Annotated in this window: 22 protein-coding genes and 4 tRNA genes; 18 read left to right on the top strand and 8 right to left on the bottom strand. The window is 72.6% G+C overall.

Annotated elements, in window-relative coordinates; genetic code table 11:
* The 11 genes from L615_RS23590 to L615_RS20835 form a co-directional block, all read left to right on the top strand.
* A partial coding sequence (locus L615_RS23590) for a hypothetical protein (protein WP_222430420.1) occupies positions 1 to 183 on the top strand: 183 nt, incomplete at its 5' end.
* Positions 184 to 292: 109 nt separating this feature from the next.
* Positions 293 to 538 (top strand): hypothetical protein, encoded by a 246-nt coding sequence (locus L615_RS20880; RefSeq protein ID WP_028654752.1) that lies wholly within the window; start codon positions 293 to 295, stop codon positions 536 to 538.
* A gap of 3 nt (positions 539 to 541) precedes the next feature.
* Entirely contained in the window at positions 542 to 1,246 is a 705-nt protein-coding gene (locus L615_RS20875) for a hypothetical protein (RefSeq protein WP_051485506.1), read from the top strand.
* A 4-nt stretch (positions 1,247 to 1,250) separates the two neighbouring features.
* Positions 1,251 to 1,913, top strand: coding sequence for a hypothetical protein (locus L615_RS20870; protein WP_028654750.1), 663 nt, complete (start codon positions 1,251 to 1,253; stop codon positions 1,911 to 1,913).
* A complete protein-coding gene (locus L615_RS20865; RefSeq protein WP_028654749.1) occupies positions 1,913 to 2,806 on the top strand; it encodes a hypothetical protein in 894 nt (297 codons plus the stop codon). Before L615_RS20870 ends, L615_RS20865 begins: the two co-directional genes overlap by 1 nt.
* A complete protein-coding gene (locus tag L615_RS20860; RefSeq protein WP_145726350.1) occupies positions 2,803 to 4,542 on the top strand; it encodes an ABC transporter substrate-binding protein in 1,740 nt (579 codons plus the stop codon). Before L615_RS20865 ends, L615_RS20860 begins: the two co-directional genes overlap by 4 nt.
* A 36-nt stretch (positions 4,543 to 4,578) precedes the next feature.
* Positions 4,579 to 5,931: a dipeptidase gene (locus L615_RS20855; protein ID WP_028654748.1), complete on the top strand. Its 1,353-nt coding sequence runs from the start codon at positions 4,579 to 4,581 to the stop codon at positions 5,929 to 5,931.
* A gap of 277 nt (positions 5,932 to 6,208) precedes the next feature.
* The gene (locus tag L615_RS20850) at positions 6,209 to 7,612 is read left to right on the top strand and encodes an FAD/NAD(P)-binding protein (protein WP_145726349.1); all 1,404 of its coding nucleotides are present in this window, start codon (positions 6,209 to 6,211) and stop codon (positions 7,610 to 7,612) included.
* Between the two features lie 13 nt (positions 7,613 to 7,625).
* Complete coding sequence (gene purF / locus L615_RS20845; RefSeq protein ID WP_051485517.1) at positions 7,626 to 9,107, top strand: amidophosphoribosyltransferase; 1,482 nt, start codon at positions 7,626 to 7,628, stop codon at positions 9,105 to 9,107.
* Positions 9,108 to 9,133: 26 nt separating this feature from the next.
* Positions 9,134 to 10,195 carry a phosphoribosylformylglycinamidine cyclo-ligase gene (gene purM, locus L615_RS20840; protein WP_028654746.1) on the top strand — a complete coding sequence of 354 codons (1,062 nt, stop codon included), beginning with the start codon at positions 9,134 to 9,136 and terminating at the stop codon, positions 10,193 to 10,195.
* Between the two features lie 110 nt (positions 10,196 to 10,305).
* Positions 10,306 to 10,491, top strand: coding sequence for a DUF3073 domain-containing protein (locus tag L615_RS20835; RefSeq protein ID WP_028654745.1), 186 nt, complete (start codon positions 10,306 to 10,308; stop codon positions 10,489 to 10,491).
* A gap of 344 nt (positions 10,492 to 10,835) precedes the next feature.
* On the opposite strand, the gene L615_RS20830 is transcribed toward L615_RS20835, so the two are convergent.
* Together L615_RS20830 and L615_RS20825 are read right to left on the bottom strand one after the other, a co-directional pair.
* On the bottom strand, positions 10,836 to 12,227 hold the full coding sequence (locus L615_RS20830; RefSeq protein WP_145726348.1) for a hypothetical protein: 1,392 nt from the start codon (positions 12,225 to 12,227) through the stop codon (positions 10,836 to 10,838).
* Between the two features lie 72 nt (positions 12,228 to 12,299).
* Positions 12,300 to 12,373, bottom strand: a tRNA-Phe gene (locus L615_RS20825).
* A 166-nt stretch (positions 12,374 to 12,539) separates the two neighbouring features.
* On the opposite strand from L615_RS20825, the gene L615_RS20820 reads away from it, so the two are divergent.
* The 3 genes from L615_RS20820 to L615_RS20810 all read left to right on the top strand — a co-directional run bounded on the left by L615_RS20820 (position 12,540) and on the right by L615_RS20810 (position 13,221).
* Positions 12,540 to 12,612: transfer RNA gene (locus tag L615_RS20820), tRNA-Glu, on the top strand.
* 103 nt (positions 12,613 to 12,715) lie between these two features.
* A tRNA-Asp gene (locus L615_RS20815) sits at positions 12,716 to 12,789 on the top strand.
* Positions 12,790 to 12,864: 75 nt separating this feature from the next.
* Positions 12,865 to 13,221 (top strand): metallopeptidase family protein, encoded by a 357-nt coding sequence (locus L615_RS20810; RefSeq protein WP_028654743.1) that lies wholly within the window; start codon positions 12,865 to 12,867, stop codon positions 13,219 to 13,221.
* Between the two features lie 105 nt (positions 13,222 to 13,326).
* Here the strand turns inward: L615_RS20810 and L615_RS20805 are convergent, their stop codons facing one another.
* Genes L615_RS20805 through L615_RS20795 form a run of 3 tightly spaced genes read right to left on the bottom strand, consistent with a single transcriptional unit; the run spans position 13,327 to position 15,058 of the window.
* Positions 13,327 to 13,662, bottom strand: coding sequence for a CrcB family protein (locus L615_RS20805; protein ID WP_028654742.1), 336 nt, complete (start codon positions 13,660 to 13,662; stop codon positions 13,327 to 13,329).
* Positions 13,659 to 14,051, bottom strand: coding sequence for a CrcB family protein (locus L615_RS20800; RefSeq protein WP_145726347.1), 393 nt, complete (start codon positions 14,049 to 14,051; stop codon positions 13,659 to 13,661). The genes L615_RS20805 and L615_RS20800 overlap by 4 nt, the downstream gene beginning before the upstream one ends.
* 26 nt (positions 14,052 to 14,077) lie before the next feature.
* The gene (locus L615_RS20795) at positions 14,078 to 15,058 is read right to left on the bottom strand and encodes an ATP-binding protein (RefSeq protein ID WP_145726346.1); all 981 of its coding nucleotides are present in this window, start codon (positions 15,056 to 15,058) and stop codon (positions 14,078 to 14,080) included.
* A gap of 380 nt (positions 15,059 to 15,438) precedes the next feature.
* Here L615_RS20795 and L615_RS20790 point away from each other — a divergent pair, with 380 nt between their 5' ends.
* Positions 15,439 to 16,932 carry an NAD(P)/FAD-dependent oxidoreductase gene (locus tag L615_RS20790; protein WP_145726345.1) on the top strand — a complete coding sequence of 498 codons (1,494 nt, stop codon included), beginning with the start codon at positions 15,439 to 15,441 and terminating at the stop codon, positions 16,930 to 16,932.
* A gap of 86 nt (positions 16,933 to 17,018) precedes the next feature.
* On the opposite strand, the gene L615_RS20785 is transcribed toward L615_RS20790, so the two are convergent.
* Positions 17,019 to 17,669 (bottom strand): PaaI family thioesterase, encoded by a 651-nt coding sequence (locus tag L615_RS20785; protein ID WP_028654738.1) that lies wholly within the window; start codon positions 17,667 to 17,669, stop codon positions 17,019 to 17,021.
* An 83-nt stretch (positions 17,670 to 17,752) separates the two neighbouring features.
* On the opposite strand from L615_RS20785, the gene L615_RS20780 reads away from it, so the two are divergent.
* Positions 17,753 to 18,280, top strand: a complete 528-nt coding sequence (locus L615_RS20780; RefSeq protein ID WP_028654737.1) for a GNAT family N-acetyltransferase — start codon at positions 17,753 to 17,755, stop codon at positions 18,278 to 18,280.
* Here the strand turns inward: L615_RS20780 and L615_RS20775 are convergent.
* Positions 18,273 to 19,370, bottom strand: coding sequence for a hypothetical protein (locus L615_RS20775; RefSeq protein ID WP_028654736.1), 1,098 nt, complete (start codon positions 19,368 to 19,370; stop codon positions 18,273 to 18,275). The two genes, L615_RS20780 and L615_RS20775, sit on opposite strands and share 8 nt — an antisense overlap.
* A gap of 178 nt (positions 19,371 to 19,548) precedes the next feature.
* On the opposite strand from L615_RS20775, the gene L615_RS20770 reads away from it, so the two are divergent.
* On the top strand, positions 19,549 to 19,977 hold the full coding sequence (locus L615_RS20770) for a Fur family transcriptional regulator (protein ID WP_028654735.1): 429 nt from the start codon (positions 19,549 to 19,551) through the stop codon (positions 19,975 to 19,977).
* On the opposite strand, the gene L615_RS20765 is transcribed toward L615_RS20770, so the two are convergent.
* Positions 19,975 to 20,047, bottom strand: a tRNA-Lys gene (locus tag L615_RS20765). The two genes, L615_RS20770 and L615_RS20765, sit on opposite strands and share 3 nt — an antisense overlap.
* 411 nt (positions 20,048 to 20,458) lie before the next feature.
* Between L615_RS20765 and L615_RS20760 the strand changes: the two genes are divergently transcribed.
* Positions 20,459 to 20,798: transposase (locus L615_RS20760; RefSeq protein WP_222430645.1), on the top strand; the 340-nt coding region annotated here is incomplete at its 3' end.

Genomic DNA, 20,798 nt, shown 5'->3' with positions numbered 1-20,798 from the left:
GTCCAGGAGCTGACCGAGAGCAGCTTCAGCACCAACGCCGCCTCCGTCTCGTTCCTCGACTCCTACGAGGAGGTCAGCGACGGCCTGGAGTCCGCCCTCGAGGCGATCCCGGCGATGGCGACCTCGCTGCGCCAGATGAAGACCGCGTTCGAGGACCTCGACAGCAGCCTCGCCTCCTCCTGAGGCGATCTCGTCCCGCGCACGGGGTCGGCAGCCACTGGCTGCCGACCCCGTGCTGGGAACGGACCCGGCACGGACCACGAGGGCAACGAGGGCAACGAGGGATACGGCGATGGTGAACGACAAAGAGAGCTACTGGTACGACGTGGCCACCGGCAGCGTCGTACGCGGCCCGGAGCGCAAGGACGGCTGGCTGGGCCCCTTCGGCACCGCCGAGGAGGCCGAGGAGGCGCCTGCGACCTTCATCGCCCACGCCCAGGCGTGGCTCAGCAGCGAGGAGGGGCAGCGCTACCTGGCGATGGCCGAGGAGGGCGGCGAGGAACTGAACCTCGACCTCGACAACGGGACAGGAGCCTGACCGTTGGCGATCATGCTCCCGGACAACCTGATCTGGATCATGGAGAAGATCGGGATCGACTGGCCCGACATCAACGAGGACGAGGTCCACAAGGCCGCCAACCTCACCCGCCAGCTCCGTGACGACCTCGAGGCGCTGATCCTCGCCGTCGACCGTCGCGTCGCCATCGACCTCGCCGACGGCGTGCGCAGCCGCGGTGGCGAGGCCTACGTCTCCGCCTGGAACACCACCCGGTCGCAGAACCTCCAGCAGGTGCTGGACGTCCTCGACCCCGTCGCGATCGGCATCGACGCGGCCGGCTACGTCGTGACCGGGCTCAAGACCAAGACGATCGCGCAGATCACCATCCAGGTCGCGACCCTGATCCCGATGCTCGCGCTCGGTCCGCTGGGTGCGGCCGCCGCCGCGGCCCGGATGATCGCGATGAAGTTCGCCATGGGCGTGCTCACCGACCTCGCCGTGTCGGCCGTCATCGACGCCGTCGACGAGCCGGTCATCAACGCGCTCAAGGACCAGGTGCCGCGACTGGTGCAGGCCGTGCTGGAGGCGCCCCTCGTCGAGGACACCGGCGCCGACCTCGGCGGCATGTACTTCGACCTGCAGGTCCTCGAGCAGGCGTCGGCCGACATGGACCAGAACGCCGGCGACCTCGAGTCGATCGTGACGCAGTACCTCTCGGACCTCGCGGCCCTGCACATCACGGAGTGAGCACATGAGCGTTCTCAAGCTGAAGTCGCTGTTCAACGACATCAAGTTCTCGATGGACTTCGCTGCCGTGCACCTCAACATCGGCCTGGCGCAGAAGCTGCGCAACCAGGGCCGGAGGCTCGACTCGGACGTGGTCCGGCTCCGCGACACCGACGCGGACGCCTCGCGCCTGGCGCAGTTCCGGCACAGCATCAACAACAACAGCACCCGCGACAACGACTCCGGGACCGACGACTACAAGCAGATGGTCGACATCCTGATCCGCCGCGGCGGCCTGCTCGACCACTACGCCGGTGCCCGCGACCTGAAGGGCTGGGCGGAGCTGAAGGACCTGGCGCCGAGCGCCCTCAAGGAGAAGGTCAGCAACGACGGCTGGCTGAAGACGATGCAGTACGTCAGCAACAACGCCGGGTTCCTGGGCCTGCGCTCGGTCGCCGCCACGGCGCACGCAGCGGCCGTCAGCGAGGTCCAGGCGTCGGTGGGCGAGGAGCTCAAGCCCGAGATCGTCCAGGAGATCCTCAACGAGGTCGTCAACCAGGTCAACGCCGGGGTCGAGGTGAACGGGGAGAAGATCTCCGTCGCCGACGTGCGCGACTACATGGCGTCGGTGACCGACGGCGCGGGCGACCGCCCGCAGTGGGACTTCGGTGCGGACGGCTGGAACTGATGAGCGGTGACGTCCCGCTCTGGTTCGACGCCTCGCCGCTGGAGCGGGACCGGTCGGTGGTGCGCCGCCTGGGGGCGCTGAAGCCCGGCGGCAAGGAGGGCAAGGGGACCGGCGACGGCGACGACGTCATCCGGGCCTTCGCCGCGGCCAACGGCCTCGACTACCGGGCGGCCGTCGGGCTCGACGTCCCCGACGCCCCGCAGCTGCCGGGACTGCACTTCGTGCACCGTTGCAAGGACGTCGTGGCGACGCGGACCGAGCCGTACGTCGAGCTCGGCAACCTCGGGCCGAAGCTCATGATCGGCGACAACTTCGAGCCGCACCGGGGTGGTTACATCGCGGTGCGCCACGGCCTGCCGCTGCCGCACGTCTACCTGGACGCCGGCAAGTTCGGCGCCCTGAGCCCGAAGAACGTGGTCGCGGCGGCGATCACCGTGGCGTCGTTCTTCGACGAGTCCGCAGGCGGCGACGACGACTCGCCGCTGGGGAAGTTCCGGAAGGCCGCGCCGCGGCTGGACCTCGGCCGGGGCAAGCTCAACTTCACCGCGCGCTGCCCGAAGGACGAGGCGGACCGGGCCCGGGCGCTGCTCACGGGTGAGCCGCTGGCCATCGCGAACGACATCGCGACCTCGTTCGACCTGGAGCTGTGCGACTCCTGGCTCTTCGCCTACAACAACTACGGCGAGGTGTCCACGACGCACGCGGACGTCTGGGCGTGGGTGTTCTCGACCGCGTCGCGGATGATCGACCTCGTGCACGCCCTCGCCGAGCTGATGCCTCCGGGCACGACCGTGGCCGCGCCGGGCCGGGACCTGCCCATCTACACCACGCGGCACGTGGAGCGGCCGTCCCGGGTCGAGGGCTCCCTCAAGTTCCTGAAGCGATCGCGGTGACCGGAACCCGTCGCCACCGTGACCACCGACGCAGGCGCACCGCCGGACTCGTCGGCGGGGTCGCCCTGGCCGTGGTCGCGTCCGGGTGCCAGGCCGGGCTGCCCGAGTCCGTCGTCAAGGGCTCCGAGGTCACCGTCGCCTGGTCCAGCGCGCTGACGAGCGCGAACCATGCCTCGCTCGCCGACGCGACGCCCGGCAACCGCGACGTGGCCGCGATGACCCGCGGGCGCTTCGCCGAGCTCGTCAAGGGCGCCGTGGTGCCTGACGAGGGCTTCGGGTCGGTCCAGGTCACCGGGGACGACCCGTTCACGGTCCGCTACGACCTGGCCGAGCCCACCTGGTCCGACGGCATCCCCGTCGACTCGGCGGACCTGGTGCTGGCGTGGGCCGCCGGCTCCGACGGCGAGGGCGGCTTCGACGCCGTACCCACCGGCCTGGCTGCGAGCGAGCGGCTGGCGTCGGTCGAGGAGTCGGACCGGGCGGTCGAGGTGGAGTTCTCCCGGCCCGTCCAGGACTGGCAGACCGCCCTGGACGTCGCCGTCCCGGCCCACGTGCTGGGCCAGCGGGCGCTCGACATCGAGGACCCGATGGAGGCCAAGAAGGCCGTCGTCGACGCCGTCCGTGACGAGGACGAGTCCACGCTGGAGAAGCTGGCAACCGAGTGGAACGAGGGCTTCCGGCTCTCCTCCGACGACATCGACGAGCAGCTGCTCGTCTCCAGCGGTCCCTACCGCGTGACCGACATCGCCGAGCAGGACTCCGGTGCCGTCAAGGTCGAGCTCGTCGCCAACGGCGAGTACACCGGCTCGCTGAACCCGTCGTTCGAGCGCGTCGAGCTGGTCGACATGTCGGACGAGGAGAAGGTCGCCGCCCTCGAGGCAGGTGACGTCGACGTCGCCCAGGTCGCGCCGGTCGTCGAGCGGCGCAAGCAGGTCCGCGCGCTCGAGCGCCGGGACTACGGCCTCGCCACCAGCCACGACGGCACCATGTGGGTCCTCGCGCTGCGCGCCGACGGCCCCTTCGAGCGCCGCGCCGCCCGCGCCGCCTTCCTGCGCGCCGTGCCGCGCGGCGACCTCGCCGAGGCCGGCGGGGGAGCCTGGGCCGACGCCTACACCTCGTCCAACACCGTCCTCTTCGAGCCCGACGGCGAGGGCTACGACATCGCCCAGGAGGACTCGCGCTTCGAGCGGGCCTTCGGCCGGCCCGCCAAGGACCCGGGTGCCGAGCGTGCCCGCGCCGGCGTGCCGGGCGGGACGAACGTGTGCGTGCTCTACGAGCGCTCCAGCCCCTTCGCGCAGCGGGCGTTCAAGGTGCTGCTGCGCTCGGTGGCCGAGGCCGGCTGGTCGCTGTCGGACTGCGGCACCTCCGAGCTCGCGGACCCGATGGCCGACGGCTCGGACTGGCAGGCGGCACTCGTGCGCGTGCCCGTGCCCCGCACCGCCGCCGACCTGACCCGCTGGTGGGGAGGCAACGGGCAGACCAACCTCCCCGGCCTCGAGAACACCCAGCGCGACGAGCTCATCGCCCGGTGGGACGGCGCGGCGGACCGGTACGACGCCCGCGACCTGCGGGCCCGCATCGAGCGCACCATCGTCGACGACGCGATCGCCCTGCCGGTCGCGATGAACCCGGTCGTCACCCTGCGCGTGCCCGGCCTCGACGGCGTCACCCCGCGGCCGGGCGCGACCGGGTCGCTCACGTCCGGGATCGCCGGGTGGAGCCGCACCGACCGCTGACCGGAGGCACCGGTCGGCCCGGGTAGGTTGGCGGTCATGACCGGACCTGTCACCACCGCCGACCTGCGCACGCGCCTCGCCGGGCTCCTCCCGGGCGTCCGATCGGACCTCGAGGCACTCGTGCGCATCCAGTCCGTGAGCGCCGACCCCGCCCGCCTCGACCAGGTCGAGGAGAGCGCGAGGGCCACGGCCGCCCTGTTCGCCGCCGAGGGGGTGGACGTCGAGATCGTGCGCGCGTACGACGGCGCGCCGCCCGCTGTCATCGGCGAGAAGAAGGGGCCCGAGGGCGCGCCCACCGTGCTGCTCTACGCCCACCACGACGTCCAGCCCGAGAACGACCACGCCGAGTGGGACTCCCCGCCGTGGGAGCCGACCGAGCGCAACGGCCGCCTCTACGCCCGCGGTGCCGCCGACGACAAGGCCGGCGTCATCACCCACGTCGCCGCGCTGCGCGCCTTCGGCGACGACCTCCCCGTGACCGTGAAGCTGTTCATCGAGGGGGAGGAGGAGGTCGGTTCCGACACCCTGCCCGAGCTCCTGAAGGCCTACCAGGACCGGCTCGCCGCCGACGTCATCGTCATCGCCGACTCCGGCAACTGGGACATCGGCGTCCCCGCGCTGACCACCTCGCTGCGCGGCCTGGTCCGCGTCGACGTCGAGGTCCGCACGCTCACCCACGCCGTGCACTCCGGCATGTGGGGCGGCCTGGCCCCCGACGCCCTGATCACCCTCTCGCGCCTCATCGCCTCGCTGCACGACGACCGCGGCAACCTCGTCGTCGAGGGCCTGCACTCCGGCCCGGCCGCCGACGTCGACTACCCCGAGGAGCGGCTGCGCGCCGAGTCCGGCGCCATCCCCGGACTCGAGTGGATCGGCGAGGGCTCCGCCGTCGAGCGGCTCTGGACCAAGCCCGCGCTGAGCATCACCGGCCTCGACGCGCCGAAGGTCGACGGCGCCTCCAACACCCTCGTCCCCTCCGCCCGGGCCAAGATCTCCATGCGGATCGCGCCCGGCGACACCGCCGAGAACGCCCTCGCCTGCCTGACGCGCCACCTCGAGGCGCACGTGCCGTGGGGCGCGGAGCTCACCGTCACGGTCGTCGACACCGGCGAGGCCACCCAGATCGAGGCCACCGGCCCGGCGTACGACGCCGCCCGCGCCGCGTTCGCCGAGGCCTGGGACGGCACCGCCCCGGTCGACATGGGCGTCGGCGGCTCGATCCCGTTCATCGCGGAGTTCCTCGAGACCTTCCCCGACGCCTCCGTGCTCGTCACCGGCGTCGAGGACCCCGACACCCGCGCCCACGGCGCCAACGAGGGCCTCCACCTCGCCGAGTTCGAGAAGGTCCTCCTCGCCGAGGCCCTCCTCCTCCGCAACCTCGCCGGCTGACCACCGCACCCCCCACCCACCACGAAGTGCGTGAGTTCGCACCGCGAGGTGTGAAGGTTCGCGGCACGAAGTGCGGGTTGTAGTGGCGCGAGGTGCGGGTTGGGGCTGCGCGAGGTGCGGGTTGGGGCTGCGCGAGGTGGCGGTCGTGGTCGTACGCCGACACCACGACTCACACCTCGTGGCGCCAAGCCACGCACCTCGTGCCGCCACACCACGCACCTCGTCGTACGGCGTCCCGTTTCCCACGAAAGTCGAGTGATTCTGTAGACTCACTGTCATGACGGTGACGGAGGACCGCGGACAGGTCGGCGAACGAACCCGGGTCGCGGTGATCGGCGGGGGCGCGAGTGGGGTGCTCACGGCGATCAACCTCCTGGTCCGCTCGGACGACCCCTCCCTCGAGGTCGTGATCCACGAGGCGAGCGGGATCGTCGGGCGAGGCATCGCCTACGGCACCAACGACCAGCGGCACCTGCTCAACGTCCGCGCGCGGCACATGAGCGCGTTCCCGGACTCGCCCTCCGACCTGCTCGACTGGGCGCTGCGCACCGGCCGCAGCGACGACCCGCAGGGCTTCCTGCCGCGGGCCGACTACGCGATCTACCTGCAGGACCGGCTCGCCGACGTTGCCGACGACCGGTTGCGCGTGCAGGCCGGCCGCGTCATCGACGTCGTCGCGACCCCCGACGGCTTCGAGGTCGTCACCGAGCGGTCCCGCTCGCATGCGTCGTCCGTCGTGCTGTGCCACGGCAACCAGCCGCCGCGCCCGCTGGTCGCCGCCGCCACCGGCGAGGAGCTGCCCGAGGCGGTGTGGCACGTCGCCAACCCGTGGCAGCTCGCCCGCCTGCGCGCCCTCCCGGCCGACGCCTCCGTCGTGGTCGTCGGCACCGGCCTCACCGCCGTCGACACCGTGATCACGCTGCTCGAGGACGGACCCGGCCGCGAGGTCACCATGCTCAGCCGCAACGGCCTCCTCCCGAAGCCGCACGTCGGCCAGGCGCACACCGCCTGGGTCACCCGCGTCCCCGAGGGCACCGGCCCGGTCACCGCCGACGAGGTCGCCGCGGTCGTCCGCGACGAGTGCGCCGCCGCAGCCGAGCGCGGCGTCGGCTGGCGCGCCGTCGTCGACGGCCTCCGCCCGGCCACCCAGGACCTCTGGCGCCGGCTGCCGCACGACGAGCGCGTCCGCTTCCTCGAGGTCCACGCCCGCGAGTGGGAGATCCGCCGCCACCGGATGGCGCCCGACGTCGCCCTGCGTCTGCAGCGCTACCGCTACGAGGGTCGCCTGCACGTGCGCGCCGGGCGCCTCGACACCGTCGAGGACCTCGGCGCCCGCTGCCGCATCGGCACCACCGCCGACCTGCCGTCGTACGACGTCGACGCGGTCGTCAACTGCACCGGCCCCCTGTCCGACGTGCACCAGAGCTCCGACCCGCTCATCCGCTCGCTGCTCGCGCGGGGGACCGTCCGTCCCGACCGCCTCGCGCTCGGCATCGACACCACCGAGGCCGGGCAGGTGGTCGACGCCGCCGGACACCCGGTCCCCGGCCTCCACGTCGTCGGCCCGCCCCGCAAGGGCACGCTGTGGGAGTCGACCGCGATCCCCGAGATCCGCGCCCAGGCCGCGCAGGTCGCCGCCGCCGTGGCGGAGCGCACGTCTCGCGGCAGCGTCGTCAACTGACGACCCCGGCCGGATCGCCGGTAGGCTGGAAGCCGTGTGCGGAGTCTTCGGTGTGTGGGCCCCGGGTGAGGACGTCGCCAAGCTGACCTACTTCGGTCTCTACGCCCTGCAGCACCGGGGGCAGGAGTCGGCCGGGATCTCGGTCAGCAACGGACGTCAGATCCTCGTCTACAAGGACATGGGACTCGTCTCCCAGGTCTTCGACGAGAACACCCTCGAGTCGTTCGCTGGGCACCTGGCCGTCGGCCACTGCCGCTACTCCACCACCGGTGCGAGCACGTGGCAGAACGCCCAGCCGACCTTCCGCCCGACCGAGGAGGGCTCGATCGCCCTCGGTCACAACGGCAACCTGATCAACACCGCCGCGCTGGCCCAGATGGTCCACGAGCTGCCGAGCGACGAGGGCGAGCTCGACATCCACGCCCGCGACCTCGAGGCGTCGACCAACGACACCAGCCTGGTCACCGCGCTGCTGGCGCACCACCCGGACACGTCGCTGGAGTCCCGCGCGCTCGAGCTGCTCCCGCAGGTCGAGGGGGCTTTCTCGTTCGTCTTCATGAACGAGAACACCCTGTACGCCGCCCGCGACCCCGAGGGCATCCGCCCGCTCGTCCTGGGCCGCCTCGACCGCGGCTGGGTCGTCGCCAGCGAGGACTCCGCCCTCGCCACCGTCGGCGCCAGCGTGGTCCGCGAGGTCGAGCCCGGCGAGCTGATCGTCATCGACGAGGACGGCCTGCGCTCCCACAAGTTCTCCGAGCCGCGCCGCAAGGGCTGCGTGTTCGAGTACGTCTACCTCGCCCGCCCCGACGCCACCATCGCCGGTCGCAGCGTCCACGAGGCGCGCGTCGAGATGGGCCGCCAGCTGGCCCGCGAGTTCCCCGTCGAGGCCGACCTGGTCATCCCGGTCCCCGAGTCGGGGACGCCGGCCGCCTCCGGCTACGCCCTCGAGAGCGGCATCCCGTTCGGCCAGGGCTTCGTCAAGAACGCCTACGTCGGACGCACCTTCATCCAGCCCAGCCAGACCCTGCGCCAGCTCGGCATCCGGCTCAAGCTCAACGCCCTCGAGCACATGATCCGCGGCAAGCGCATCGTGGTGGTCGACGACTCCATCGTGCGCGGCAACACCCAGCGCGCCCAGGTGCGGATGCTGCGCGAGGCCGGTGCCACCGAGGTCCACGTCCGGATCTCCAGCCCGCCGGTCAAGTGGCCCTGCTTCTACGGCATCGACTTCGCCACCCGCGCGGAGCTGATCGCCAACGGCCTCGACGTCGACGAGATCGCCGCCAGCGTGGGCGCCGACAGCCTCGGCTACATCTCGCTGGAGGGCATGGTCGAGGCCACCCGCCAGCCGCAGAGCACCCTGTGCACGGCCTGCTTCACCGGCCAGTACCCGATCGAGCTCCCCGACGAGAGCCTGCTCGGCAAGCACCTGCTGGAGGCGACCCTCGAGCCGACCACGCACGGCGAGGCCCTCCCTGTTTTCAACAACCCGTGACCCCAACCGAGGAGACCGAGGGAACCGTGGCTGACAACGCGTACGCCCGAGCCGGCGTCGACATCGAGGCCGCGGACCGCGCCGTCGACCTGATGAAGGAGTGGGTCGAGAAGGCCCGCCGCCCGGAGATGATGGGCGGCCTCGGCGGCTTCGCCGGCCTCTTCGACGCGAGCGCCCTCACGTCGTACAAGCGTCCGCTGCTCGCGACCTCCACCGACGGCGTCGGCACCAAGGTCGCCGTCGCGCAGATGGTCGACAAGCACGACACCATCGGCTTCGACCTCGTCGGCATGGTCGTCGACGACCTGGTCGTCTGCGGCGCCGAGCCGCTCTTCATGACCGACTACATCGCGACCGGCAAGGTCGTGCCCGAGCGGATCGCCGCGATCGTCAAGGGCATCGCCGAGGCCTGCGTCGAGGCCGGGTGCGCGCTGGTCGGCGGCGAGACCGCCGAGCACCCGGGCCTGCTCGCGCCCGACGAGTACGACGTCGCGGGCGCCACCACCGGCGTCGTCGAGGCCGACGCGCTGCTCGGCGCCGACCTGGTCCGCCCCGGCGACGTCGTCGTCGCGATGGCGGCCAGCGGCCTGCACTCCAACGGCTACTCGCTCGCCCGCCACGTGTTCTTCACCCAGGCCGGCTGGACCGTCGACCGGCAGGTCGAGGAGTTCGGCCGCACGCTGGGGGAGGAGCTCCTCGAGCCCACCCGCATCTACACCAAGCCGGCCCTCGCGCTCGCCCGCGAGACCGAGACCCACGCGATGGCCCACATCACCGGCGGCGGCCTGGCCAACAACCTCGCCCGAGTGATGCCCGCCGAGCTCAAGGCCACCCTCGACCGCGGCACCTGGACCCCCGCCCCGGTCTTCGACGTCGTCCGCAAGGTCGGCGACGTCGCCCAGCCCGACCTCGAGGCCACCCTCAACTGCGGCGTCGGCATGGTCGCCCTCGTCGCCCCTGACTCCGTCGACGCCGCCCTGGCCCGCCTCGCGGACTTCGGCATCGACAGCTGGGTCGCCGGCGAGGTCAGCGAGGACCCGGAGCAGAAGGGCACCGTCGAGCTGGTCGGGCAGCACCCCGGCTGGTGACGCTGGCCACGCCNCAGCCACGGGCCATGTACCGTTGTCCTCACGAGACTCTGATTCAGCAGTCCGGGGCCCGGAGGGCCCCGGCCAAGTGTGCGAGGGGGCTGGACCCTATGGGCCGCGGCCGAGCGAAAGCCAAGCAGACCAAGGTCGCACGCGACCTGAAGTACCGCACTCACGACACGGATCTCTCTGCGCTGGCGCGCGAGCTCCACGGTGAGCCGGTGAAGCGTCCCGAGGACGACCTCGACGACGTCGACCTGGACAAGTGGTCGGACTACGCCGACCCCCGCGACTGAGTTCATCTGCGCGAGCGCGTCGCCTGTCGTGCTCGCCGCACGGACCTCGCTGGCGCTCGGCCCGCGGGCGTCGCACGACGCGCCBTCGGCGCGGGCGCCGCGCTGCCGCGCACGCCGTTGCCTCCGGTAGGCGGTGACGTCCGCGTGGCGGCAAGCCGGGCGTAGCGCGAGCACGTAGCTCGGTGTTGCTCGCCCGTCGGTGGTCCGAGCGTGACTCAGCGCTGGGTGCTCAGCGCCCGGTGGTTGAGGTGTGAGGCGCCCCAGCGCCGAGCCTCGAAACCTCCGGGCCCTCGTGGCGGCCTGTGGCGGGCTGTGGCGACCCCGGACGGCGGACCAGCCGTCACTCAGTCGCGCTCGCGCATGACCACCAGGTCGCCGTGGGTGCCGTAGCCGGCGAGCGGACCCCCGAGCGGGCGGCCGTTGAAGGTCACCAGGCGCCAGCGGTCCCCGGGGACCGCCGGGTCCGGCGGGACGAGCGTGGGCCACGGGATGTTCGTCGGGTACGGCGCCGCGATGGTGCCGACCTCGCGCAGGTCGGTGTCGAACACCGGGAACCGCCCTCGTACCGCCCGGCGGTTGTCCCGGCCGTCGCTGGCGAGCACCCGCCACGCGCCGTCGAGGCGTACGAGGGTGGTGCCCTCCGTCGCCGTACGGTCGCCGGCCGTGCGACGCAGGGACAGCTCGTCCAGGGTCGGCCCCGAGGCGAGCACCGGGTGGAAGTCGAAGAACTTCCGCGCACTCACGTAGCCGACGAGCCACGACCCGTCGTCGTCGCGGACCAGGTGCGGGTCCCAGACGCCGACGCTCGGCCCGTCCGTCGGCAGCGCGAGCGCCCGCGTCGGCAGCAGGTGCTGGCCGCGGGTCAGGTCGGTCGTCGTCTCGGCGAGGGTGACGCCGACCCGGGCGCCGCGCCGCGCCCGGGGGTCGGCCGGGAAGTCCGACCACGTGCTCGTGGCGACCAGCCAGCGGTCCCCGTCGCGCACGACGTGGGTGGCGTGGTCGCCGTAGCCGCCGGGCCGGTCGGGTCGTTGGAAGAACAGCACGGCACCGCGCCGCACCTCCCCCTGAGCGTCCAGAGTCCACGTCGAGGTGTGTGCCGTGCCGAAGAACCCGGGTCCCGCGCTGGTCGCGGAGACCATCACCGAGCCGTCGTCGAGGCGGTACGGCGTCCCGTCCGCCCACGTCACCAGCCGGACGTCCCTGAGCCCCAGCTGCCCGAACGTCCCGGCGCGCCAGCCGGTGACCGTCCCGGCCTCCGTCGAGGACCAGCCGGCGACCAGGCCGGTCAGCCAGGCCGGGTCGCGCACGTCGGCCGCCAGCGTCGCGCCGGGACGCGACAGGTCCACCCGCGCCCGGACGACCCAGGCGCCGTCCTCGAGCGTCAGCGCCGCGACGTGCGTGCCGGTCAGCGCCAGCGCGAGGCGGCCGGGGGAGCGGCGGACCTGGCCGTGGCGCCGGCTGCGGTGGACCCGCTCGTCGTCGCCGGAGCGGGTGGTGATGAAGACCCGGCCCTGGTCGACCGTCGAGGACAGCTGGGTCCCGTCCGGCCCGGCCAGGCTCGCCGTCGTACCCCCGCCGCGACCGGACAGTGACACCTCGACCGCGGCGAAGGGCGCGAGCAGGGGCAGCTGCCCCGTGCTCGACTGCTGAGCGCCGTCGTGCTGCTCCTCGACGAGCACGGTGCCCACGACGTCCACGGGCCGGTGGCGCGCGACGATCTCGAAGGCGGGCAGCACCCGCGCAGGCTCTCACGGAGAGGGTGGGGAACGCCGAAGGGCCCCGCAGAAGCGGGGCCCTTCGGTTGCACGTGGCCAGGGGCGGGGTCGAACCGCCGACCTACCGATTTTCAGTCGGTCGCTCGTACCAACTGAGCTACCTGGCCGGGCCCGCACACCATACCGGAGCACCTGCGAAGTCACGAAAGCGGCACCGCACCGTGGTCCCTCACCGGTCGGTCGCTGCCTGCCGTGGCTCGGTCGATGGGCGTGCGCGACGCCGCTCCCACTATGCTGAGCGGGCCGTCGCCGGGCACGTCCGGGCGACGGAGGGCCCCCATCGTCTAGCGGCCCAGGACACCGCCCTTTCACGGCGGGTACGCCGGTTCGAATCCGGTTGGGGGTGCTCGATGGCGCGGGTGGTGCTCCCGATTGGGTTCCTCGCTCGCGCATGGGTTAGAGTTCCATCCGCTTCACCGCGCAGTGAGAACTGCACGAGAAGGCACCAAGGCCCCGTAGCGCAGTTGGTTAGCGCGCCGCCCTGTCACGGCGGAGGCCGCGGGTTCGAGTCCCGTCGGGGTCGCAAGAGACAGCCCGGACCGCAAGGTCCGGGCTGCTTGCTTTTTCCGCCCGGACCGGCGACCGGCACAATGGCCGCGTGCCGGTCGAGATGAGCCCCGAGGAGTTCGACGCGCTGGTGGACACCGCGCTCGACGAGATCCCCGAGGAGCTCGCGCGCCTGGTCCACAACGTCGTGGTCCTCGTCGAGGACGAGCCGCCCGAGGGCGAGCCCGACGACCTGCTGGGCCTGTACGACGGCGTGGCGCTCACCGAGCGCGACAGCGGCCTGGTGCCGCACCTGCCCGACCGGATCTTCCTCTTCCGCGGCCCCCTGCTCGACATGTGCGAGGACGCCGAGGAGCTCGCCGAGGAGGTCCGGATCACCGTCGTCCACGAGGTCGCCCACCACTTCGGCATCGACGACGCCCGCCTCCACGACCTCGGCTACGCCTGACCCGGCCCTGCTGTCAAGACCTTCGCGGTAGTCCCGGGTCAAAAGCACCTTCCAGCGGCGTGTCGCGGTGCTTTTGACCCGGGACTACCGCGGAAAGCCCCCGGACTACCGCGCCACGAGGAAGCCGACGGCGGCTGCGGCGAGGCCCAGAGCGACGGTGAGGGCGGCGTAGGCGGCGCCGCGGCGGGGGCCGAGGTCGCGGGTCTGCACGGCCAGGGAGGAGTACGTCGACAGGCCGCCGCAGAAGCCGGTGCCGGCCAGTGCGAGGGCGTGGCCGTCGAGGGCCCAGCCGGCGCAGAGGCCGAGCAGGAGGCTGGCAACGGTGTTGGCGGCCAGGGTGCCGTGGTGCCACCGGTCGTCGTACCGCTGGCCGAGGGCGTAGCGCAGGGCCGAGCCCGCGCCGCCGCCCAGGCCGACCAGGAGTGCGCCGAGGAGGCTCACAGCTCGTCCTCCCCGGGCAGCGGGGGAGCGAGGCGGCCCACGACCGCGACGGCGGCCAGGGCGGCCGCGAGCGTGCCGAGCACGTAGGCGGCGGCGAGGGCGGGCCGGCCGTCGGCGAGCAGCGCACGAGCCTGCTCCGAGGTCGCGGAGAAGGTCGTGAAGCCCCCGAGGAGGCCGGGACCGAGCCCGGCGGCCCAGACGGTCGAGCGGCGCGCCAGCGGGAGGAGCAGGAGCCCGGCGAGCAGTGCGGCGCCGGCGACGTTGACCGCGAAGGTGGTCCACGAGAAGCCGGGGCCGCCGGGCGCGAGTTCGACGGCGGCGTACCGGACCACGGCGCCGACCGCGCCGCCGACGGCGACCGCGGCGTAGTGGCGCGGTCCGACGGTCATGCGCCGAGCGTAGGGGGAGTGGCGGGTCAGAGCGCGCGGGAGGGGGCGCCGGAGCCGGCGCTGCCCTGCCAGGCCACCGGCGGGGCGCCGGCCGCCTGGCGGCGGAACTCGCCGAGGAACCAGATCTGGAAGGCGCGCTGCTCGGGCTCGCGCGGGGCGGTGAGCAGGCGCTGCGCCCGGCTGAACTCGTCGGCGGCGTCGAGCAGGTCGATCAGGCCGCCGATCTGCCGCGCGGTCTCGCGCGGCATCCGCAGGCGGGGGGCAAGGGGGGGGCGGCCGCCGTCGTTGGCCTCGTCGACCTGCTCGCGGCCCATGTTGGAGCGCAGCGGCCGCTCGAGCGCGTCGAAGTGCTCGGAGAGGACCTTCCCCAGCGGGTAGTCGTCCTCGTGGGCGAGCGCGAGCAGACGGATCTCACGGCGCAGGTCGCGGTAGTGGCGCTGGAAGTGGCCGAACGCGACGACCGGGACGCCGTTGATCTGGACCGCGACCTCACCGACGCGGGTGTGGTCCTCGGCGAAGGGGCTGCGGGCGTAGGTGAGCTGGTACGGCGCCCCGCCCTCCTCGGACAGCTCCGGCGCCGGCTCGAACCAGACCGTCTTGCCGTCCTCCTCGATCTCCGCGCCCCACGCGATCGAGGCGCGGGCGACGATGTCGAGGCCGCGCCCGACCGTGGTCAGGCTGGCCAGCTGCGCCTCGTCGAGGGCGTCGAAGGCGTCGAGGTCGAAGGCGTCGAGGTCGAAGCCGCCGGCCTGGGTCGACGGCTGGGGCGCGATCGTCGATGCGTCGTGCACCTCGAAGCGGGGGTGCTCCGGCGTGCCGCTGACCTGCATCCGCACGGGCTGGTCGCCGTGCAGCACGGCGTTGGTCACCAGCTCGGAGATGCCGAGCTCGGCGCAGTCGACGAGGTCCTCGCGGCCGAGCTCCCGGCAGGTGGCCACGACCCAGCGGCGTGCGTCGTGCACGCTGCGCGGCCCGGGGGCCAGATCGAGGGTCTGCCGGTGCTGCACGGAGGAACCTTTCGCGGTGTCAGTGCCTGGGTCAGGGCGACATCGGCCTGATCCCGGGGGGTCTACCCGGTTGAACTCGCAACCAAACAACCGATTCTCACCCATTTGGTGACGGTCGCGACACGTACGGCGCCGCGCCGGACACCGCCCGGCACCGGCCCGCACAGTGCCGACACAGGGCCGGCACAGGGCCGGGAACGGCACGGACTGGCGGCGTCAAGGAAAAGTGACGGACCAGACCATGACCCAGTGTTGGGTATGCCGGAGCGGTAGCGGGAGAATGGTGGCGTGCGACACCCTGTCGGTGACGTACCCCGACCGCGGACGGTCAGGCCCGCCGCCCGCAGCCACCCCAGCGCAGATGCGACTCAGGAGGAGCCATGGCAGCAGGCGACACCCAGCCGGAACCGTCCGACCGCGTGATCGTCCCCCGTTCCGACCGCCACCAGGTGGTCGTGATCGGCTCCGGCTTCGGTGGCCTGTTCGGCACCAAGGCCCTGCGCAAGGCGGACGTCGACGTGACGATGATCGCGAAGACGACCCACCACCTCTTCCAGCCGCTGCTCTACCAGGTGGCGACCGGCATCCTCTCCGAGGGCGAGATCGCCCCGCCGACCCGCGAGGTGCTGGCGGACCAGAAGAACGCCCAGGTCCTCCTCGGCGAGGTCACCGAGGTCGACCTCGCGCAGCGCCTGGTCACCTCCCACGTCCTCGGGCGCGAGCTGGTGACGCCGTACGACTCGCTGATCGTCGCCGCCGGCGCCGGCCAGTCCTACTTCGGCAACGACCACTTCGCCGAGTTCGCCCCCGGCATGAAGAGCATCGACGACGCCCTCGAGCTGCGCGGCCGGATCTTCGGTGCCTTCGAGATGGCCGAGCTCGGTGCGGCCCGCGGCGAGAACGTCGACCACCTGCTGACCTTCGTGGTCGTCGGTGCCGGCCCGACCGGGGTCGAGATGGCCGGCCAGATCGCCGAGCTCGCGCACCGCACGCTGACCCGCGACTTCCGATCGATCAGCACCCGCAAGGCCCGCGTCATCCTCGTCGACGCCGCGCCGCAGGTGCTGCCGCCGTTCGGCAACAAGCTCGGCAAGTGGACCCAGGAGAAGCTGGAGAAGCTCGGCGTCGAGGTCATGCTCGGCGCGCTGGTCTCGCACGTCGACGAGCGCGGCCTGACCGTGAAGTACAAGGACGGCACCGAGAAGCGCATCGAGGCCGTCGCCAAGGTGTGGGCCGCGGGCGTCCAGGCCAACCCGCTCGGCAAGCAGCTCTCCGACCAGACCGGCGCCCCGCTCGACCGCGCCGGCCGGATCGCGGTCAACCCCGACCTCACGCTCCCGGGCTACCCCGAGGTGTTCGTGGTCGGCGACATGATCTCCCTCGACAACCTCCCCGGCGTCGCGCAGGTCGCCATCCAGGGCGCGAAGTACGCCGCCAAGGAGATCGACGGTCGACTCAAGGGCAAGCCGGCACAGGGTCCGTTCAAGTACTTCGACAAGGGCTCGATGGCGATCATCAGCCGCTTCCGCGCGGTGGCGATGGTCGGCAAGCTCCGCATCACCGGCATCCTCGCCTGGCTGATGTGGCTCGTCGTCCACCTCTTCTACCTGACCGGTTTCAAGAACCGCGTCACCGCCGTCCTGCGCTGGGCGGTCTCCTTCATCGGCACCGGCCGCTCCGAGCGGACCTCGACCGAGCAGCAGATCTTCGCCCGGATGGCACTGTCCCGGCTCGAGCGCGGCGCCACCGACCTGGTCTCCCAGCCCGGCGAGTACGAGGACGCCGAGCGCCGTCGTGCCGAGCTCGAGGCGCAGGCGGCCGAGGAGGCGCGGCTGAGCGACGAGAACAAGCGTGGGGTGAAGGTCTCGGGCTGAGGCCGGCGCGGTCGCGGGAATCGCCGCTCCAGAGGTGATTCCCTCGCTTCCTGACCGTTGCAAGGGTCGGGAAGCAGCAGGAACGGTCAGGAAGTCCCGGCGTCGGGGACCCGGTCGCGCAGCGCCCGGGGGAGCAGGAACACGCCCTCGGCCTCGGCGGTCACGCCGTCCGGCCCGATCATCTGCGCCTTCGCCCAGGTCTTGATGCCGTCCTCGCGGTCCACCCACGCCTCGGCGCGCAGGTCGCCGAGCGGGGTGCCCTGGCGGTAGACGATCGTCAGGGTGCCGGTCATGCCCGGGCGGCCTCGGGCGCCGACGGCGTGCCCGAGCAGCTGGTCGAGCACGAGCGCGACCACGCCGCCGTGCACGAGCCCCGGCGGTCCCTCGAACGCCGGTCCGCAGTGGAACTCGCACTCCGCGTGCCCGTCGGGCTCGGTGTGCACCTGGATCGGCGGCGCGATCGGGTTCCGCATCCCGATGACGGGGTTGCCCCACGGCCGGCGCCGGCCGTTGAGCAGGTGTTCCTGGCCGAGGGTCTGCTGGCGTCGTACCTTGCGCAGGCGGGCGACGGCCGCCTCGACGTCCGCGGTCGCTGCGGCGACCTCCTCGGCGTCGACCTCCGACATCACGCACAGGTCGACCAGCTCGCGGGTCGCGGCGGCCAGCGGGCCCCACGTCGCCGTCTCGTGCTCGACCGCGGGGTCGGGGGTCTCGTCCCCGGGGAACGCCCAGTTCATGGCACCAGAGTAGAACACGTTCTCATTTGGCGAGCCCTGAAACCCGCTCGCGGGCGCCGACCGTGGGGTGGTGGGATGGACCCATGACTGCACTCGTGGCGCCGGACACCGCTCGCTGGGAGAGCTGGGCGGCGATGATCCGGGACTTCGGCGGTACGACGGAGATGCACGGCTCCGGCCACTGGTTCCTCGAGGGCGACCCGGTCCCCACGGCCGAGGGGTGCGCGGCGTACGTGCTGATGACCGAGGTCACCGCCCCGGCCGACCTCGACGGGACCCGGGTGCCGTCGTCGTACTTCTGGATCACCGACGGGACCGGCGCGCCCGACGACGAGGTCGTCGGCTTCCTGCACCTGCGCCACGGCCTCAACGACTTCCTGCTCGAGGAGGGCGGGCACATCGGCTACTCGGTGAAGCCGTCGGCCCGGCGCCGCGGGCACGCCACCGAGGCGCTGCGCCTCGGCGTCGTCGAGGCGGCGCGGCTGGGCATCGAGCGGGTGCTGGTGACCTGCGACGAGGACAACGACGCCTCGCGCCGCACCATCGAGGCGAACGGCGGCGAGCTCGAGGACGTCCGCAACGGCAAGCGCCGCTACTGGATCGTCAGCTGACCCCGGCGGCCTCGTCGCTCCAGCCGGGCCGCAGCTCCGGGCGGAGGCGGTAGAGCGCGCTGGTGAACCAGTGCGGGTCGACGACGCTGGAGTTCACCACGACCAGCGGCAGGCCGCGGCGCTCGAACAGCACCGTCCAGCGGCGGTCGCCGGGCTCGCCGACGATCGCGATGATCGTGTGGCCGCCCTTGATGTCGACGCGCTGGGTCTGGCCGCCGCGGGTGACCAGCAGCTGGCCGCGGCGGATGGTGAGCTTGGTGGTCACGCAGCTCGCGCGGATCGCCCACACCACCAGGGTCAGGAACGCGAGCACCCCCGCGATCCCGATCAGCGCGGGCGTGCGGTCCTGGCTGGCGACGTACCCGACCACGGCAGCGGAGAGCAGCGACACCAGCAGGACCCAGCCGAGCACCTTGCGCACGGTGTTGCGCACCGGGAAGTCGACGTCGGTCGTCGCCTCGAGCGCCTGCCGGTGCTCCTCCGGCTCGGTCCAGCGGCCGCGGCGCACGGTCTGCTTCGGCACCGGACGGCCCGCGGCGGGGGCGTCCTGCGGCGGTGCCTGGTACGACGACGGGGCGGGCGCGCTGACCCGCACCTTGCTCGACGGCTTGAGCACCGTCGGCTGCGCGGGCGGCGTCGGCTCGGGCTCCGGCGCCGGTGCGGCCTTCGCGCGGCCGCGCTCGCGACGCGGCTTGGCGGCGACGGGCTCGTCGGCGCCGAGCGCGTCGAGCACGGAGCGGCCCGCCTCGGTCGCGTCGGCCGCGGGGCGTGCGGGACGTTCGACCGGGCTGGTGCCGAGGGCGTCGAGGACGGAGCGGCCGGCGTTGCGGCTGTCCGGGCGCGGACCCTCAGCGGCGCTCAGCCGGGACGGCCGCTCGACCGACTCGGGGTCGGGGGCGACGTCGGGCTCGGGGGCGGACTCGCGGCGACGGGAGGTGGCGGGAGCAGCTGGGGCGGGGGTCGTCGTACCGCCGGACACGGAGCCCCGGGGCGCGCCGATGACGCGCGCGTCCTTGGCGTACGTCGCGCGCTTCGCCAGCCAGGCCCGGATGGTCTCGGTGTCCGGCCCGAACTCGTCGTTGCTCCCCATGGGCAGAGTCCTCCCTTTCCCTCACCCGCGCCGAGCGTACCCCGCCGTCCGGGCCCCGTCCCCGGTTCCCCGGTCCCGGCTGGCTGGTCCGTCCGGGCCAGTGGGAGCAGTCCTCCCGGGCCCGGCGCCGCCCGGTAGATTGAGAGTGATTCCCATCCCGGCCACCACGGAGGAGCGCGTGACCGACACCGACCGGCCCGCGACCGGCCTGCGCCCCACGCGCCAGCGCCTGGCGATCACCGCTGCCCTCCAGGCCTCCGTCGACTTCCAGAGCGCGCAGGAGGTCCACGACGCCGTCCGCCAGAACGGCGAGAAGGTCGGCCTCGCGACCGTCTACCGCACCCTGCAGGCGATGGCCGACGCCGGCGAGGTCGACGTCCGCCACAGCCCGGCGGGTGAGGCGACGTACCGCCGCTGCAGCACCTCGCACCACCACCACCTGGTGTGCCGTTCCTGCGGCCGGACCGTCGAGATCACCGGCTCCGCGGTCGAGAAGTGGGCCCACGCCGTCGCCGACGAGCACGGCTTCACCGAGGTCGCCCACACCGTCGAGCTCGTCGGCCTGTGCGCCGAGTGCTCGCGCCAGCAGCAGGCGCGGACGTCGTAGGCCCCGTGGGACTCGAACCCACAACCAAGAGATTAAAAGTCTCCTGCTCTGCCAATTGAGCTAGGGGCCCGGGACGTGGGTAGTTACATCGACAGAAACCTCGGAACAACATTTGTGTGGTTCAGTGCGACGCAGCCCATCCGAGGTCAGTATGCCGTGCCCAGCCCCGGCCTCGTTCGCCACCCACCTCTGTCGCGGCGCGCGACGTAGTTCCCGGCGCGGTCCGACTTCCCTGACCGAATGGAATGTCCCTGCCGCGTGAGCGGCCGGGCGCGCGGCAGGGAGCGCCGTTGCGTTCGGCCAACGACTGCCAGGAGCAGGTGCCGCCGCGATCAGTTCGCCCACTTGGGCTACCTGCCGGACGCCATGCTCCACAATGCGGCGCACCTGAAGCCGCCGGTCCAGCGAGACGCGGAAGGAGTCATGCCCCAGCGGACATGGCAACAGAGGCGGAAGTCCGACGACTAAGCCAGATGACCCCGTGATCGCGTTGACGCCCGGCCAGACTGGCGATTCGCCGATGCTGAAGCCGTTGTTGTCCCAACTCGCGGTCAAGCGACTCGGTCGCGGCCGCCCACGCACGAGACCTGACGCGGTGCGTGGCGACAAGGCCTACTCCTCCCGTGCGAACCGCGCCGAGCTCCGCTCGCGCGGGATTCGGGCGGTGATTCCACAGCCCGCCGACCAGGTCGGCCACCGCAAGAAGCGGGGCTCGGCAGGCGGCAGGCCGCCTGCCTTCGACGCGAAGGCCTACAAGGGCCGCAACGTCATCGAGCGCTCCTTCAGCGACCACAAGCAATGGCGTGGCATCGCCACCCGCT

The organism is Nocardioides sp. J9, from assembly GCF_007829375.1.
Lineage (GTDB): Bacteria > Actinomycetota > Actinomycetes > Propionibacteriales > Nocardioidaceae > Nocardioides.
The sequence above is the reverse complement of the archived record's forward strand: the minus strand, read 5'-3'. Positions and strand labels throughout refer to the sequence as shown.

Coding starts and splice junctions, on each gene's coding strand:
- L615_RS20880 (WP_028654752.1), top strand. CDS start 293: ATGGTGAACGACAAAGAGAGCTACTGGTACGACGTGGCCACCGGCAGC.
- L615_RS20870 (WP_028654750.1), top strand. CDS start 1,251: ATGAGCGTTCTCAAGCTGAAGTCGCTGTTCAACGACATCAAGTTCTCG.
- L615_RS20865 (WP_028654749.1), top strand. CDS start 1,913: ATGAGCGGTGACGTCCCGCTCTGGTTCGACGCCTCGCCGCTGGAGCGG.
- L615_RS20855 (WP_028654748.1), top strand. CDS start 4,579: ATGACCGGACCTGTCACCACCGCCGACCTGCGCACGCGCCTCGCCGGG.
- L615_RS20850 (WP_145726349.1), top strand. CDS start 6,209: ATGACGGTGACGGAGGACCGCGGACAGGTCGGCGAACGAACCCGGGTC.
- L615_RS20835 (WP_028654745.1), top strand. CDS start 10,306: ATGGGCCGCGGCCGAGCGAAAGCCAAGCAGACCAAGGTCGCACGCGAC.
- L615_RS20800 (WP_145726347.1), bottom strand. CDS start 14,051: ATGACCGTCGGACCGCGCCACTACGCCGCGGTCGCCGTCGGCGGCGCG.
- L615_RS20790 (WP_145726345.1), top strand. CDS start 15,439: ATGGCAGCAGGCGACACCCAGCCGGAACCGTCCGACCGCGTGATCGTC.
- L615_RS20785 (WP_028654738.1), bottom strand. CDS start 17,669: ATGAACTGGGCGTTCCCCGGGGACGAGACCCCCGACCCCGCGGTCGAG.
- L615_RS20780 (WP_028654737.1), top strand. CDS start 17,753: ATGACTGCACTCGTGGCGCCGGACACCGCTCGCTGGGAGAGCTGGGCG.
- L615_RS20775 (WP_028654736.1), bottom strand. CDS start 19,370: ATGGGGAGCAACGACGAGTTCGGGCCGGACACCGAGACCATCCGGGCC.